This is a genomic window from Streptomyces sp. NRRL F-5122 (genome assembly GCF_001507435.1).
Taxonomy (GTDB): domain Bacteria; phylum Actinomycetota; class Actinomycetes; order Streptomycetales; family Streptomycetaceae; genus Streptomyces; species Streptomyces lannensis.
In genome coordinates this window covers 63,565-78,098 of the sequence record NZ_LMWH01000266.1, presented here as the reverse complement: position 1 = coordinate 78,098, position 14,534 = coordinate 63,565, and the positions used below count along the sequence as shown (strand labels likewise).

Here is a 14,534-nt window from a genome sequence, read left to right as displayed (position 1 = left end):
CGGCCGTGACGCGTCGGTCGGCGAGGCCGCCGAGGAAGAGCCGGCCGTGGCACCTTCCCGGACACGCCGAGGGGAACCGGCCGTCGGCCGGTCCCCCTCGGGAACCGCAGGTCAGCTACCTTCGCGGCGTGCGTCGGATCCAGGATCCGACGCGATACCGCTCATTCTCAACTGCAGCCGCTCGTCGAGCCGCAGCCCTCGCAGATGTAGCAGGAACCGGCCCGCTGCATCTTCGTGCCGCAGGAGAAGCACAGCGGGGCGTCCGCCTGGATGCCCAGTTGCATCTCCACCAGTTCGGCGCTGGTGTGCGCCTGCTTCGGGGCCGGCTGGGCCGTCGCGGCCTCGGCGCGCGGGGTGGCCACGGCCTTCAGCTCCTGGGCGCGCGGCGCCGACTGGGCCAGGCCCTCGACGTCGACCTCGTCCTCGCTGGTCTCGTACGAGCCGGTCTCCAGGTGGCGCTGACGCTCCTCGGCGGAGTGGATGCCGAGCGCCGAACGCGTCTCGAAGGGCAGGAAGTCGAGCGCCAGACGGCGGAAGATGTAGTCGACGATCGACTGCGCCATCCGCACGTCCGGGTCGTCCGTCATACCGGCCGGCTCGAAGCGCATGTTGGTGAACTTGGAGACGTACGTCTCCAGCGGCACGCCGTACTGCAGACCCACCGAGACCGCGATGGAGAAGGCGTCCATCATGCCCGCGAGGGTCGAGCCCTGCTTGGACATCTTGAGGAAGACCTCGCCGAGACCGTCGTCCGGGTAGGAGTTGGCGGTCATGTACCCCTCGGCACCGCCGACGGTGAAGGAGGTGGTGATGCCGGGACGACCCTTCGGGAGGCGCTTGCGGACCGGGCGGTACTCGACCACCTTCTCGACCTTGGGCTCCGCGGTGCGCTCCTCGGCCTTCGCCGGCGCGGTCTCCTTCTTCTTGGCGGAGAGCGGCTGGCCGACCTTGCAGTTGTCGCGGTAGATCGCGAGCGCCTTGATGCCCAGCTTCCAGGCCTCGAAGTAGATCTCCTCGACCTCCTCGACGGTCGCCGTCTCCGGCATGTTGACCGTCTTGGAGATGGCACCGGAGATCCACGGCTGGATCGCGGCCATCATGCGGACGTGGCCCATCGGGGAGATGGCGCGCTCGCCCATCGCGCAGTCGAAGACCTCGTAGTGCTCGTGCCTGAGGCCCGGCGCGTCGATCACATTGCCGTGCTCGGCGATGTGGGCGACGATCGCCTCGATCTGCTCCTCCTGGTATCCGAGGCGGCGCAGCGCCTGCGGCACGGTGCCGTTGACGATCTGCATCGAGCCGCCGCCGACCAGCTTCTTGAACTTGACCAGCGCCAGGTCCGGCTCGACACCGGTGGTGTCGCAGGACATCGCCAGACCGATGGTGCCGGTCGGAGCGAGGACGGACGCCTGGGAGTTGCGGAAGCCGTTCTTCTCACCGAGGCGGAGCACGTCCTGCCAGGCCTCCGTGGCGGCGGCCCACACCGGGCTGTCCAGGTCGTCCATGCGGACGGCCGTGGCGTTGGCGTCGGCGTGCTGCTGCATGACGCGCAGGTGCGGCCGCTCATTGCGGGCGTAGCCGTCGTACGGGCCGACCACCGCGGCGAGCTCGGACGAGCGCTTGTACGCCGTGCCGGTCATCAGGGAGGTGATGGCACCGGCCAGGGCGCGGCCGCCGTTGGAGTCGTACGCGTGGCCGGTCGCCATGAGGAGGGCGCCGAGGTTGGCGTAACCGATGCCGAGCTGGCGGAAGGCGCGGGTGTTCTCGCCGATCTTCTGGGTCGGGAAGTCCGCGAAGCAGATCGAGATGTCCATCGCGGTGATGACCAGCTCGACGACCTTGGCGAAGCGCTCGACCTCGAAGGACTGGTGGCCCTTGCCGTCGTCCTTCAGGAACTTCATCAGGTTCAGCGAGGCGAGGTTGCAGGACGTGTTGTCCAGGTGCATGTACTCGCTGCACGGGTTCGAGCCGTTGATACGGCCGGACTCCGGGCACGTGTGCCAATGGTTGATCGTGTCGTCGTACTGGATGCCCGGGTCGGCGCAGGCCCAGGCGGCCTCGGCCATCTTGCGGAAGAGCGCCTTCGCCTCGACCTCCTCGATGACCTCACCGGTCATACGGGCGCGCAGGCCGAACTTGCCGCCGTTCTCGACGGCCTTCATGAAGGTGTCGTTGACGCGGACCGAGTTGTTGGCGTTCTGGTACTGGACGGAGGTGATGTCGTCACCGCCGAGGTCCATGTCGAAGCCCGCGTCACGGAGGGCGCGGATCTTCTCCTCCTCCTTGACCTTGGTCTCGATGAAGTCCTCGACGTCAGGGTGGTCGACGTCCAGGATGACCATCTTGGCCGCGCGGCGGGTGGCACCGCCCGACTTGATCGTTCCCGCGGAGGCGTCGGCGCCGCGCATGAAGGAGACGGGACCGGAGGCGTTGCCGCCGGAGGAGAGCAGCTCCTTGGAGGAGCGGATGCGGGAGAGGTTCAGGCCGGCACCGGAGCCGCCCTTGAAGATCATGCCCTCTTCCTTGTACCAGTCGAGGATCGACTCCATGGAGTCGTCGACGGACAGGATGAAGCAGGCGGAGACCTGCTGGGGCTGCGGGGTGCCCACGTTGAACCAGACGGGGCTGTTGAAGCTGAAGATCTGGTGCAGGAGGGCATAGGCCAGCTCGTGCTCGAAAATCTCCGCGTCGGCGGGCGAGGAGAAGTATTTGTAGTCCTCACCGGCCTTCCGGTACGTCTTCACGATGCGGTCGATCAGCTGCTTGAGGCTGGTCTCGCGCTGCGGGGTGCCGACGGCACCGCGGAAGTACTTGCTGGTGACGATGTTGACCGCGTTCACCGACCAGAAGTCGGGGAACTCGACGCCACGCTGCTCGAAGTTGACCGAGCCGTCGCGCCAGTTGGTCATGACGACGTCACGGCGCGCCCACTCGACCTCGTCGTACGGGTGCACGCCGGGAGTCGTGTGAATGCGCTCGATACGCAGTCCCTTGGTGGCCTTGGCGCCCTTCGCTCGGGAACCTCGTGCCGGACCGCTCGCCGTCTCTGTCATGCCGCCTCCCTGTATCAGGCAAAAACGCCCTGACGTGCCCTTTTCTTCCCAAGGCACGGTGTTGTGTCTGCTTGTCACGCGCGTCGCGAGACGGCGCGCGTGACGGGTCTGTGTGCGCCGCCGACGGAGCCCTGCCCGTCGGCCCTCCCGTCAGTCGGCGGCGCTGACGGGCACGGGGGCGTCTGCAGCCGCTCCGGACCCGCGGTCGGTTCCCTGGCGCTCCGCGACGGCGGTGCCGTGGTCGTCGTCGTCCACGGCGGGGCGCCCACGCTGCTGCTCCCTGAGTTCCGCGATGGCGGCCTCGAAGTCCTCCAGCGAGTCGAACGCCCGGTACACGGACGCGAACCGCAGAAAGGCGACGAGGTCCAGCTCCTGCAAGGGGCCGAGTATGGCCAGACCCACGTCATGGGTGGTCAGCTCGGCACTCCCGGTGGCCCGCACCGCCTCTTCGACCCGCTGGCCGAGCTGGGCGAGTGCGTCCTCTGTGACAGGCCGCCCCTGGCATGCCTTGCGCACGCCGTTGATGACCTTGGTGCGACTGAAGGGCTCGGTGACCCCGGACCGCTTGACCACCATGAGCGAGCACGTCTCCACCGTCGTGAAACGGCGGGAGCAGTCGGGACACTGGCGGCGCCTGCGGATGGACGTCCCGTCGTCGGTCGTACGGCTGTCGACGACACGGCTGTCCGGGTGCCTGCAGAAGGGGCAGTACATGGGTCCCACCCTCCTTTTCAGCACGACTGATTAGACCTCGTGGGCCTCACAGGCCCCTCGAAGCAGCCCCAAGCATAGGCGATCTCCCGAGCCAGGAAGACCGGGGGGACCACAACCTATGGGCCACTGCTGCAATCCAACCACTACATCTAGCGATCGGCTCACACTTTCGGCCGCGACACGCGGACAGCGGGCAGATTGGCACATGCCGCAGCGCCATACCCGATCGGACCATGGGTGGATACGGTGGACGCCGCATGGAGAAGGGGGGTCGGTACCCGGCCCGCGGGGCCTCGGGTGGCAGACTGGGCGCCGATCACGGCGGCCGACAGGCCATCGCCCCGGCGGTGAAGGGTACAGCAATGAGCGCTTTCGCCCTCCTCCGCTCCTGGTCACGGCCGAGCGGGGGGACCTCCGCCGATCAGGGTCGGCCATACACCGGCACGCAGGACCGCGTCAGATAATTCGCGGTTTTTCACTCGAACGTGTGTTTGGCGCAACCTTTCGAAAGCAACTACCGTTGTGCTGCACGGGAGACCATCGAGAGGGGCCGACGTGACCACCACCGCAGACAGCGCCACCATCACTGCCCAGGACCGCTCCCAGGGCCGACTCGAGCCGGTGCATGCCATGAACGAAGCCACGAATCACGAGGGGCCCAAGCGGTCCCTGCCCGGCCGACCTCCAGGCATCCGGGCGGACAGCTCCGGTCTGACCGACCGGCAGCGCCGGGTGATCGAGGTCATCCGGGACTCCGTGCAACGCCGTGGCTACCCGCCGTCGATGCGGGAGATCGGCCAGGCCGTGGGTCTCTCCAGCACGTCCTCGGTGGCACACCAGCTGATGGCTCTGGAGCGCAAGGGCTTCCTGCGCCGCGACCCGCACCGGCCGCGCGCGTACGAGGTCCGCGGATCGGACCAGTCGGCCTCCGTGCAGCCCACGGACACCACGGGCAAGCCGGCCGCGTCGTACGTCCCGCTCGTCGGCCGTATCGCCGCCGGTGGCCCCATCCTCGCCGAGGAGTCGGTGGAGGACGTCTTCCCGCTGCCGAGGCAGCTGGTCGGCGACGGTGAGCTGTTCGTCCTGAAGGTCGTCGGCGACTCCATGATCGAGGCCGCGATCTGCGACGGCGACTGGGTCACGGTCCGCCGTCAGCCCGTCGCCGAGAACGGCGACATCGTGGCCGCCATGCTCGACGGCGAGGCCACTGTCAAGCGCTTCAAGCGCGAGGACGGCCATGTCTGGCTGCTGCCGCACAACGCGGCCTACCAGCCCATTCCCGGCGACGAGGCGACGATCCTCGGCAAGGTGGTGGCGGTGCTGCGGCGGGTGTGACCCGCACGGAGGGCGGCCTGACGACGCTCCCCCTGATCCGGGCCCCGGGACCCCTGCGCCGGTTCCGGGGTCCCGTGCTGTCCGGGCCCCTCGGACGCTCTGCCGCACCGCCGTCAGTACGCTGTTCGGCGGCCCCGGGGCCGCCGAACAGCGTACTGACCTGGCCGAACCGCGCCCTACCGGGTCACGACTCCTGTGCCTTGGCCGCTGCGTCGATCGCAGCGAGCGACTTGCGCACCTGGTTACGGTCCGTCGTGTACCAGAAGCCGGGCAGTGAGGCCTTGAGATAACTCCCGTAGCGTGCCGTGGCCAGCCGCTGGTCCAGCACGGCGACCACTCCGCGGTCCCCCGTCGCCCGCACCAGACGACCGGCGCCCTGTGCCATCAGCAGCGCCGCGTGCGTGGCGGCCACGGCCATGAAGCCGTTGCCCCCCGCGTCCTCGACCGCCTTCTGACGGGCGCTCATCAGCGGGTCGTCGGGGCGCGGGAACGGGATCTTGTCCATGACGACCAGCTGGCAGCTCGGACCGGGGACGTCGACACCCTGCCAGAGCGACAGCGTGCCGAAGAGGCACGCTTGCGGGTCGGCCGCGAAGTTCTTGATCAGCTCGCCGAGCGTTTCCTCGCCCTGGAGGAAGATCGGGAACTCGGGGATACGGGTGCGCAGTTCCTCGGCGGCGAGTTGGGCGGCCCGCATCGACGCGAAAAGACCGAGCGTGCGGCCGCCGGCCGCCTGGATCAGCTCCGTCAGCTCGTCATGCATGTCCGCTCGGTCGCCGTCGCGGGCCGGCCGCGACAGATGCTTCGCGACGTACAGGATGCCCTGCTTCGGATAGTCGAAGGGGGAGCCGACGTCGACGCCCTTCCACTTCGGCAGGTCGTCTCCCTCCGTGCCCTCGGGGGCAAGCCCCAGGGATGCCCCGACGCCGTTGAAGTCGCCGCCCAGCTTGAGCGTGGCGGACGTGAGGACCACCGAGCGGTCCGCGAAGAGCTTCTCGCGCAGGAGGCCGGAGACGGACAGTGGGGCGACCCGCAGGGACGCGCCGAAGCGGTCGTGCCGTTCGTACCAGACGACGTCCCACTCCGAGCCGTGAGTGATCCGCTCCGCCACGTCGTGCACGCCCTCCACAGCGGCGAGCGCCTGCTTGCGGACGGCGTCCTCGTCCTGCACGGACTTGTCGCGGGTCGTCCCGAGCGCGGAGATCACGGTACGGGCGGCGTCGCGCAGCGCCATGAGGGCGTACCCGAGGTCCTCCGGGATCTCCTCGAGACGCCCTGGCAGGGCGAGCTCCATCAGCCGTTCGAAGCCCTCAGCGGCGGTCTGGAGCTGGTCGGCCGCCTTCTCGTTGACCAGTTTGGCGGCGCGGCGCACGGCGCGGTTGACCTGGCCGGGGGTGAGCTCGCCGGTGGCCACGCCTGTCACCCGGGAGACCAGTTCATGGGCCTCGTCGACGATGAGCACCTCGTGCTGGGGCAGGACGGGCGCGCCCTCGATGGCGTCGATCGCGAGAAGCGCGTGGTTGGTCACGACGACTTCGGCGAGCTTGGCACGTTCACGGGCCATCTCGGCGAAGCATTCGGCGCCATAAGCGCACTTCGATGCGCCCAGGCACTCTCGGGACGACACCGACACCTGCGCCCAGGCCCGGTCCGAGACGCCCGGAGTGAGGTCGTCCCGGTCGCCGCTCTCCGTGCCCTCGGACCATTCCCGCAGCCGCAACAGATCCTGTCCCAGCTTGCTGGTGGGCGCGGCTGCCTCGAACTGGTCGAACAGGCCGTCCTCCTCGTCCTGCGGCACCCCCTCGTGCAGGCGGTGCAGGCACAGGTAGTTCGACCGGCCCTTGAGCATCGCGAACTCCGGGCGACGGCGCAGCAGCGGGTGCAGCGCCTCGACCGTGCGCGGCAGGTCGCGCTCGACGAGCTGGCGCTGCAGCGCCAGGGTGGCTGTCGCCACGACGACGGGCTCCCCGTGGGCGAGCGCGGGCACCAGATAGCCCAGCGACTTTCCGGTGCCGGTGCCGGCCTGAGCCAGCAGATGGGAGCCGTCGTCGATCGCCTCCGCGACGGCCTGGGCCATGGTCGCCTGGCCGGGGCGCTCCGTACCGCCGACGGCTGAGACGGCTGCGTGCAGGAGTTCGGGGAGTGAGGGCTTCGTCATAGCGCGACCACCCTACGGCGCTGCACTGACAAACGAGCACGAGTCCCCGCAGCCCACCGGAGGCTCACGCCTGGCGTCGCGCAACGGGACGGCCCTCGGGTCGGCGGACGATGCGGCACAGGACTCCTTTGTGGGACAGGGCCGCGCGCGACCGGGAACGGGGCGGACGGACGGGAACCGGGGCGAGGGGCCGGAACCGGGGCCTCGGGCCGGGAGCCGGAGCGGAGGGCCGGAAATCGGTGCCGGAGACCGGGAACCGGGGCAGGACGGCTTTCGTTACGGAGAGTGATGATGCTGCAGCACACGGCGAAGGACCCGGTCCCGGACCATCAGGGCGGCCCTCTTCTCGGGGAGGTCGACCTCGGCGGAGAACCGGAAGCCGGCGTTGAGGAAGGAGGCGACGGAGGGGATGTTGCGAAGGTCGGGTTCGGCGACGACACGTGAACACGACGGACGCCGGTCGAGGACGAGGTCGGCGACCGCGCGCAGGAGGGCGGAACCGATACCGCGCCCGCGGTCGGCGACACCCCCGATGAGGAGGTGGATCCCGGTGTCGTGGGGACGGGCCGGGTAGTGGCGGGCCAGGGGGTCGAGGTCCGCGCGATAGATCTCCCAGTAGCTCATGGGGGTGCCGTCCAGCACGCCGAGGCACGGGACGCTGCGGCCGTCACCGGCGAGTTGGGCCCACAGGTGCCGCTCGGTGACCGAGACCTCTCCCGCCAGGTCCCAGAACACCGCCACCGCGGGGTCGTTCATCCAGCGTGCGACCAGCGGAAGATCCCTGCTCGGATCCACCGGGACGAGGTGGAAGAGACCGACAGGGGTGGGCGTCGCGCCCCAGTCGGCCACGTCGTCCAGGAGGTCGTCGCCACGTGCGATGCCCGGTCGTACGACAGATCCGGCGATCGCGTCGGCCGGGCTCTCAGGAGGGTCGGCCGGACCGTCAGGAGCGCCGGCCTGGCCGTGGGAAGCGTCGGTCAGGGCCTCACGCGCGTCGAACACGGTCGGAGCCGCCGCTCTGCTCCGGCTCGGCCCGCGATCCACGCCGAGGGCCATGAACTGGTCGGGCAGCCGGAGGTCGAGGGTGTCCTCGCAGTCCGAGCCGGGGTTCGGGCGCAGACGCCGGTCGGCGCCGGATCCGGAGCCCGGGCGGGTGGCGGGCCCCGCGCCGGGGGCGGAGGCGGCGCCGGCGCCGCTGTTCGCGTCGATCGGGGACACGGCGACGCTCCTCTCAGGAGAAGGGACGGATGGCGTTCAGGGATGAAGGGGGTTGGTGACGGTGACATAGACGGACTGGGTGTCCACCGGGCCGACGAGTTCGTCCAGACCGTGCAGCCGGGTCAGCAGATTGGCCTTGCAGCGCAGGACGGGTGACTCGAGCAGACGGGCCGGCAGGGAGCTGCGCAGCCGTCCGGAGCCGTCGGCTGCGGAGGCGAGGAAGCGACGGAAGGCCGCGAGCAACAGCCGTTCGTCGGCGAGGCCCTGGGAGCCGAACGCGCCGATCAGACCGAGGACGTTGTTGATGCCCAGGTAGTAGGCGAAGCGTTCGTCGGCCACCTCGTCGGCGACGAAGGTGTCGCTGTGCCCACCGATGCCGGGCAGCCGTGCCTCGAGTTCGGCGCGGCGGGACTCGCGGAAGTAGTAGCCCTGGTTGTCGCGGTAGCGGCCGCCCACGGGCCAGCCTTCGGGGTCCAGGAGGACGATGGTGTTCTGCTGGTGCGCCTCCACGGCGATGCCGGCCTGCCCGTCCAGCCAGAGCACCGGGCGCACCACCTGTTCCAGGTAACGCAGGAACCATTCGGTGGCGACGGCCGAGCGCGAACGGCCGGTGCGTGCGGCGAGACGGATCACCGTCTCGGCGAGCCGGGAGGCCGGTCCGGGTCGCTGCTGCTCGGGCAGGGCGCGGGCTCGGGGCGAGACAAGGCCGGCGAGGCAGCAGGCGTCGTCCGTCGGACCGAACGGGTTGTGCCGGATGACCACGTCCAATCCGGCCACGGGCATACCGTCCGCGTCGTCGACGGCCAGCCAGGCCGGGTCGCGGACGAGGTCGAAGCCGGGGTGCACGGAGCGCCATTCCCTGCCGAGGCCGCCGCGCAGCAGTCGGTGCACCTCGGCGCCCCGGTGGAGTTCCTTGCGGAGGTTCTCACGACGGGAGTTGGTGATGCGCAGGCCCAGCGACAGTTTCAGCATCGCCGGGACGCCGGAGCGGTGGACGGTGCGGACGGAGGAGGTGGGGCGCCAGGGCTCTCCGTGTGCGCCGAGATCGCGGATCAGTCCTGCCTCCAGCAGGGCGGCGGCCTGTGGGCGGTGCCGGATCTCGCGCGCCTGCCATGGATGCAGGGGCAGAGCGGTGAAGTTCTCGGGGAGCGGGAGGTCCGAAGCCGCGAGCCGCAGGGCGAGCAGGCCGGCCGGCACGGTCCGGCCGCCCTCCGTCCACGCCGAGTCGGCCGCGAGTACGGAGGGTGCGACCGCCAGCCAGTGCAGTGGGAAGCGGCCCCTGAGTTCGGGCGAGTAGAGCCGGGCCTCGGCGTCGGAGAGTCCCTCGCGGCTCTTGGCCGTCGGGTGCATAGGGTGCCCCAGCAGCAGCGCCTGCTCGGCGGAGAGGAAGAGGTCCGCCTCGTCCACGGGCCGCTCGCGCCGATCAGCGATGAAGGTCGTGGTGCGGCGGACGGAGTCGGCCACCCTGCCCACCAGGTCGGCGACGTGGTCATGAGGGAAGCCGGACGCCTGGGGCGATGCGGAGGCCGGGGTGACTGCCTGCCAGGCGGCGCCGGCCTCCCGGGCCAGCAGGGTCGCCACCGTCACGGCATCGGCGGGCGGGGCCCACTCGGGTGTCCCGGCGAGCCGCGGCAGGCCGAACCGGTGCCAGCCCGTCATGGACCAGTACCGAACGGGGACGAGGAGTGCCGTCGCGCCGGCCGGGAGCGGGATCCGCAGCACACCGTCTGCCGGAGCGGCGAGATCGTGCTCGCGGACCCAGCAGCGCAGCAGGTTCTCCACGGTCGCGGCCTGGGCCGCCAGGTGCGGATCGGGATGATCCAGCAGATCGGCGTCGCGCACCGCCTCTGACTCCGGCGGGGCCGCCTCCTGCCGGGGGACCGTGGGAGGCCTCGGCGCGAGCGCGGTGGCCTGTGTTCCGCCGGTATCCTGCTCGGGGGTCCGGGAGCCGCCTTCGGGGGTGGGGGTGGCGTTCAAGGTCGTTCCTCGTGAGGTCTCCGGCTCGTGCGGCGACGGGCCGTGCAATACGGATGTGGGGGGCGGTCATGCGTCCAGGGCCTGGTCCTCCTTCTGCGGCATCGGACGCGAGGCGGACCGGGCTACGCAGCCCGGTCCGGGAAGCGCGGCACGGGTCTCAGGACTCGACGGTCCCCCGCGCCACCACGGCCACCGCGTCCGCCAGCCGGTCCAGGACCGCGCTCGTCTGTTCGTCGGTGATCGTCAGCGGCGGCAGCAGCCGCACCACACTGCCGTGCCGCCCGCCCAGTTCCACGATCAGACCGCGCCGCAGGCACTCCTGCTGGACGGCGGCTGCGAGTGCGGGTGCGGCGGGGAGCGGCCCTGCCCGTCGGACGTCGGCCGTGGGCGCGTCCTGGGACATCGGGCCGGCCGTGGCCTCGGCGTCGACGATCTCCATACCGATCATCAGCCCTCGGCCGCGGACGTCCCCGATGAAGGGGAACTCGTCCACCAGGGGGGCGAGCCCGGCCAGCATGCGCCTGCCGAGTGCTTCGGCACGCTCGGCGAGGCCGTTCTCGCGGACGTAGGCGAGGGTCGCCGTGCCGGCGGCCATGGCGAGTTGATTGCCGCGGAACGTGCCTGCGTGGGTGCCGGGTTGCCAGACGTCGAGGTCGTCGCGGTAGACCACGACGGCGAGCGGAAGGCTGCCGCCGATCGCCTTGGAGAGCACCATGACATCGGGCACCACACCACTGTGCTCGACGGCCCAGAAGCGCCCCGTGCGGCCCACGCCTGTCTGCACCTCGTCCGCGATCAGCGGGATGGACCGGGCCTCGGTGATCCGGCGCATGCGGCGCATCCAGGGGTCCGGCGCGGGGATGACCCCGCCCTCGCCCTGGACCGGTTCCAGGATCATCCCGGCGGGCAGCGACACGCCCGACTTGACATCGTCGAGGAGTGACTCGGTCCAGCGGGCGCTCAGTTCGGCGCCGGTCTCGCCGCCGATCCCGAACGGGCAACGGTAGTCCTGCGGGTACGGCAGCCGGGCCACCCGGACGTCGGCCGCGCCTCCGGACACCTCCAGAGCCCCGGCGGTCATCCCGTGGTAGGCGCCGGTGAAGGCCAGGATCCCGCTGCGGCCGGTCGCGGCACGCACCAGCTTCAAGGCGGCCTCCACGGCGTCCGTCCCCGCCGGACCGCAGAACTGCACACGCGCACGGTCGGCCAACCCGGGCGGCAGGGTCCGGAACAGCTCGGTGGTGAAAGCGTCCTTGACGGGGGTGGCAAGGTCCAAGACGTGCAACGGGGCACCCGAGTCGAGAACCTTGCGGATCGCCTCGAGGACCACCGGGTGGTTGTGGCCTAGGGCCAGCGTGCCCGCCCCGGAGAGGCAGTCGAGATAACGGCGGCCGTCCGCGCCCTCGATGGTGAGCCCGCGTGCCCGCACGGGCACGATCGGGAGGGCGCGCGCATAGGTGCGTGCCGCGGACTCACGCGCCGACTGACGGCGCAGAATGCTCTCGTGCGCCGTGCGCACTCCCCCCATCTCCTGTGCCGCGCGCTCCCCGTCCGTTGCCGCGTACACCTCCGGCTCGCCCTCCACCGGCACCACCGCAGTCTCCGTCACGGTCACGACGTCAGTTCCTCCCGCTGTCCAAAGGGGATGGGGCGAGAGTTGACCACGGACAGCAGATCACCCCGTACATACCAACGACGTGAACGCCCTGTGGAAGCGGGTGAGAGCAAGATCATTGCCGGTCGTCCCGCCACGACGGGCGCGGCGGGTGTCGGCACACCCGGTCACCCGGCCCCGGGGGCGGGCGTTGCATCCGTCCCGCGGCAACGGCCCCTCAGGGGTTGCCGGCCAACGCCGTCGCCCCGTCGGCCCCCTTCAACGCCCCTGTCACCGAAGTCACTTCATGGTCCGGGCCGCGCCCCGGCTGCCGAGCTCGTCTTGCACCGTCCGGCTCCCGGCCGGGAGCACGACGACGGGGCTCTGTTCCGGCAGCGGGTCCTGGTCGACCCGCTGCCGGAACAGAGCCCCGCTCGCCTGTCCGCCCATTCCCGAACCGCCGGACGGACGGCTCATGGTCACGGGCAGGACGGCGCTGCGCTAGGACGGCACGCAGTAGACCCGTACAAAGTTGTCGTACGTCTCAGTGGTGGAAACGTTATGGAATTCGACGGTCCAGCTGTTGTCGACGCCTGACTGGCTCATGCTGGCATAGCTCTTTGTGGCAAAGATGTCGGGGCTCACGGCCCCGACGCCCGCGATGAAAGCACCGGAAATCGGCTTCTGCCCCGGACCACAGACAGCGACCAGATTCCCCGTCTGGCCCGGACCCAGCTCCCCCTCCGTCTCGAAGGTAGTGATCTGCTCGACGCCAGAGGGCCCTTGGGACCCGGTTGCACCCTGCGCACCGGTCGCCCCGGTCTCACCTTGAGTACCCGTCGCACCCTGAGCGCCCGTCGCGCCTTGACTGCCTGTCGCACCCTGAGCGCCGGTTGGACCCTGAACGCCCGCGGTACCGATCTCACCCTGCGGACCGGCAACACCCTGAGCGCCGTTGGCGCCTTGAGCACCCGGCACACCGGGCTCGCCCTGAGCGCCAGGCGTGCCCTGAGTGCCTGCCGCTCCGGTCTCGCCCTGTGGACCCACAGCACCCTGCGCACCGGCCGCCCCGGTGTCGCCTTGAGCACCGGTCGCACCCTGGGCACCGAGCCCGCCCTGCGGGCCTACAGCACCCTGAGCACCGGTGGCGCCTTGAGCACCCTGCACGCCGGGCTCGCCCTGAGTGCCAGGCGTGCCCTGGACACCGATCCCGCCCTGCGGACCAGCAGCACCCTGAGCACCGTTATCGCCTTGAGCACCAGTCGCACCCTGAGCGCCGGTACCGCCCTGCGGACCAGCAGCACCCTGAGCACCCGCCGCCCCGGTGTCACCTTGAGCACCCGTCGCACCCTGAGCGCCCGTCGCGCCTTGACTGCCCGTCGCGCCTTGACTGCCTGTCGCGCCTTGACTGCCTGTCGCACCCTGAGTGCCCGGAGCACCCTGCGCTCCTGTTCCGCCCTGTGCACCGGCTGCCCCTTGAGCACCTGCGGCCCCCTGAGTACCCGGAGCACCGGTCTCGCCCTGTGCACCAGCAGCACCCTGCGCACCGGTTGCCCCGGTCCCACCCTGCGGGCCTGCCGCACCTTGAGCGCCGGCGTCACCCTGGGCCCCCGTCGCCCCGGTCCCACCCTGCGGGCCCGCAGCGCCTTGCGCACCCGTCGCCCCCGTGCCGCCCTGCGGACCGGCGACACCCATCTGCCCCTGAGGGCCGGTGGCCCCGGTGGCCCCTTGAGTACCGGCCGCCCCCGTCATGCCCTGCGTCCCCTGCGTCCCTTGCGTCCCCTGCGTTCCCTGCGTCCCCTGAGCTCCGGTCGCCCCCGTCATGCCCTGCGTCCCCTGCGTCCCTTGCGTCCCCTGCGTTCCCTGCGTTCCCTGAGCTCCGGTCGCCCCCGTCATGCCCTGCGTCCCCTGCGTACCCTGAGCCCCGGCCGCCCCCGTCATGCCCTGCGTACCCTGAGCTCCAGTCGCCCCCGTAGCCCCCTGGGTACCTTGCGCGCCCTGCGCCCCCTGCGCACCCTGAGGACCGGGCTCGCCGCACGGCGGCACGGGGCTCGAGACCTTGACGTAGCGGGCAGCCACCCAACCCGTGCGGTTCGCAAGCCGGTACCACGTCGAGTCGCCGCCGACGCTCTCCCCGGGCGCCCGGCACTGGATACCGATCCGGGCGTCCTTCGGGTACCTGCCCAACTCGGCGGAGTTGGTCGTCGGCAGGGCGCGGACGCTCAAGCCGGACCTGGCCTCGACGGTCCCGCGAACCGGCTCCGAAGACCCGTTCCCTCCCGCGTGGAGGGCGACGGCCCCGGTCCACACCGCACCCGTCACCCCCTGGACTGCCGTTGCGGCGCCTGCCAACTCACACGTCAGGCCGAGACTCACCGCCCCCAGAACAAGCGATGTACCGACTGACCTACGCATTTCGAACCACCACGCCTTCCGCTGGGCGTCTGCGATCAAGGGGGACGTGAAGAGAAAAGCGCATATGCCA

The 14,534-nt window shown here is 70.7% G+C and carries 9 protein-coding genes; 1 reads left to right on the top strand and 8 read right to left on the bottom strand.

Annotated elements, in window-relative coordinates; translation table 11 throughout:
* Positions 1–167: 167 nt before the first annotated feature.
* Positions 168–3,053, bottom strand: coding sequence for a vitamin B12-dependent ribonucleotide reductase (locus ADL25_RS35895; protein WP_059132094.1), 2,886 nt, complete (start codon positions 3,051–3,053; stop codon positions 168–170).
* Between the two features lie 150 nt (positions 3,054–3,203).
* On the bottom strand, positions 3,204–3,767 hold the full coding sequence (nrdR, locus tag ADL25_RS35890) for a transcriptional regulator NrdR (RefSeq protein ID WP_059132093.1): 564 nt from the start codon (positions 3,765–3,767) through the stop codon (positions 3,204–3,206).
* A 555-nt stretch (positions 3,768–4,322) separates the two neighbouring features.
* Here nrdR and lexA point away from each other — a divergent pair.
* On the top strand, positions 4,323–5,102 hold the full coding sequence (lexA, locus tag ADL25_RS35885; RefSeq protein ID WP_059132092.1) for a transcriptional repressor LexA: 780 nt from the start codon (positions 4,323–4,325) through the stop codon (positions 5,100–5,102).
* A 184-nt stretch (positions 5,103–5,286) separates the two neighbouring features.
* On the opposite strand, the gene ADL25_RS35880 is transcribed toward lexA, so the two are convergent.
* The 6 genes from ADL25_RS35880 to ADL25_RS51050 all read right to left on the bottom strand — a co-directional run bounded on the left by ADL25_RS35880 (position 5,287) and on the right by ADL25_RS51050 (position 13,650).
* Positions 5,287–7,260, bottom strand: coding sequence for an ATP-dependent DNA helicase (locus tag ADL25_RS35880; RefSeq protein WP_059132091.1), 1,974 nt, complete (start codon positions 7,258–7,260; stop codon positions 5,287–5,289).
* Positions 7,261–7,536: 276 nt separating this feature from the next.
* Complete coding sequence (locus ADL25_RS35875; protein WP_059132090.1) at positions 7,537–8,478, bottom strand: GNAT family N-acetyltransferase; 942 nt, start codon at positions 8,476–8,478, stop codon at positions 7,537–7,539.
* 36 nt (positions 8,479–8,514) lie between these two features.
* Complete coding sequence (locus ADL25_RS35870; protein ID WP_059132089.1) at positions 8,515–10,455, bottom strand: IucA/IucC family protein; 1,941 nt, start codon at positions 10,453–10,455, stop codon at positions 8,515–8,517.
* A gap of 157 nt (positions 10,456–10,612) precedes the next feature.
* A complete protein-coding gene (locus ADL25_RS35865) occupies positions 10,613–12,070 on the bottom strand; it encodes a diaminobutyrate--2-oxoglutarate transaminase family protein (protein ID WP_420711398.1) in 1,458 nt (485 codons plus the stop codon).
* 279 nt (positions 12,071–12,349) lie between these two features.
* Positions 12,350–12,532, bottom strand: coding sequence for a hypothetical protein (locus tag ADL25_RS49355; protein WP_147318032.1), 183 nt, complete (start codon positions 12,530–12,532; stop codon positions 12,350–12,352).
* A gap of 641 nt (positions 12,533–13,173) precedes the next feature.
* Positions 13,174–13,650, bottom strand: coding sequence for a hypothetical protein (locus ADL25_RS51050; RefSeq protein WP_234381177.1), 477 nt, complete (start codon positions 13,648–13,650; stop codon positions 13,174–13,176).
* Positions 13,651–14,534 lie beyond the last annotated feature (884 nt).